This is a genomic window from Vibrio sp. 10N.222.46.A1, assembly GCF_041473595.1.
GTDB lineage: Bacteria > Pseudomonadota > Gammaproteobacteria > Enterobacterales > Vibrionaceae > Vibrio > Vibrio tasmaniensis_A.
Genome location: NZ_JBFRSN010001205.1, coordinates 1 through 1668, shown reverse-complemented (window position 1 = coordinate 1668; position 1668 = coordinate 1). Strand labels below are relative to the sequence as shown.

The 1668-nt window shown below is 45.0% G+C and carries 3 protein-coding genes; 2 read left to right on the top strand and 1 reads right to left on the bottom strand.

The genetic code is table 11. The features are described 5' to 3' along the window. A partial coding sequence (locus AB4496_RS25220) for a winged helix-turn-helix transcriptional regulator (protein WP_372132565.1) occupies positions 1–233 on the bottom strand: 233 nt, incomplete at its 3' end. Between the two features lie 105 nt (positions 234–338). Between AB4496_RS25220 and AB4496_RS25215 the strand changes: the two genes are divergently transcribed. Further along, positions 339–1106 carry an SDR family NAD(P)-dependent oxidoreductase gene (locus tag AB4496_RS25215; RefSeq protein ID WP_102258235.1) on the top strand — a complete coding sequence of 256 codons (768 nt, stop codon included), beginning with the start codon at positions 339–341 and terminating at the stop codon, positions 1104–1106. 134 nt (positions 1107–1240) lie between these two features. Further along, positions 1241–1668 (top strand): cupin domain-containing protein (locus AB4496_RS25210; RefSeq protein ID WP_372132562.1); only part of this gene is annotated, 428 nt, incomplete at its 3' end.

Genomic DNA, 1668 nt, shown 5'->3' with positions numbered 1-1668 from the left:
TTGAACATCTGCTTATCCAAAATCCCAAACTCCACATTTCGCTTCAAGCATTCATTCAATACCTTGGTCGATAACCCTTCGACCGAGCGCACCATTTCACCAGGGCGATTAATGCCATTTGCCAGTAATTGGTAAACCGTTAGCGACCATTTACAGCCGTAGATGGTTTCTACCATGCGAGCTGAGCGCTCTGGTGCTGATTTTCTTGAAAAAAAGTTTTCCTGATTTTTCATAAAGATGTACCAATAAGTACCTACCTAACCGATTTGTACTTACTATTCATAGTGTTAGTTCAAAGCCTAAGATTACCACGTTCACATGACTTAGGAGATAACAAAATGAACTTCACTAAAAAAGGTATTGCAGTCGTAATCGGTGGCACAAGTGGTATGGGCTTTGAAACAGCGAAGCAGTTAGTCGCTCAAAACATCCATGTACTGGTTGTCGGCAATAACCCAACTAAGTTAGATAAAGCGGTGTCAGAACTTCAATCACTAGGCCACGCTTCTGGTTGGCAAGCTAACCTTTATGATGATGCGAGTGTGTCTCGCCTTATTGCGCATTTAGAGTCGCTCGAAGAAGGTATTGGTTACCTTGTTAATGCTGCAGGTTACTTCAACCCTAAAGCGTTTATCGAGCACCAAGAATCTGATTACGAGCAATACATGCAGCTTAATAAAGCAACCTTCTTCATTACTCAAGCGATAAGCAAGTTGATGATCAAGAATGGCGGCGGCAGTGTGGTTAACGTTGGTTCTATGTGGGGTAAGCAAGCAATCAAAGCGACGCCATCTTCTGCCTATTCAATGGCTAAAGCAGGCCTGCACGCATTAACACAACACATGGCAATGGAACTGGCTGAGCATAACATTCGCGTGAATGCGGTTTCCCCGGCTGTGGTTAAAACACCGATTTACGAATCTTTCATCAAACCTGAAGAAGTGGATCAAGCGCTAGAAGGTTTCAACGCATTCCACCCAATTGGTCGAGTAGGTCTGCCGAAAGACATCGCCAATAGCATCTCTTTCTTACTGTCAGACAGTGCTGATTGGGTCACGGGTGCAATCTGGGATGTTGATGGCGGTGTGATCGCTGGCCGCAATTAATCAGGCTTCTTTTCAGGAGGCTGTCGCGTAGGAAAATAGCAGCGAGATGGCCTCCTTGATGAGTATTCGCGTAGAATAGAAACGAGAAAGACAACAATAATAATTAAAACGATAACAAGAGTAAGGTCGCCATTATGTTCAACATGGACTTTTCAAAGAGACTGGTTATAGAAACCGAGACATTAGATTGGATCGCGAGCCCTGCCAAAGGGGTATGGCGTAAGCCGCTAGAAAGAGAAGAGAAAGAGTCGGGCCACACAACCAGTGTTGTGAAGTACGATCCTGAATCTTCGTTTTCTGAGCACCCGCATCCGCAAGGCGAAGAAATCTTCGTGTTAGACGGTGTTTTCTCTGATGAAACTGGAGATTTCCCTGCCGGTACTTATATCCGTAATCCCCCGGGCAGTGCGCATTCTCCATCAAGCAAAAATGGCTGCACGATCTTGGTGAAGCTCAACCAGTTTGATGCGAGAGACTTAACTCAAGTTCGCATTAATACGCTAGAAACGGAATGGCTTCCGGGTATTGGTGGTTTACAAGTGATGCCACTGCATGAATTCGA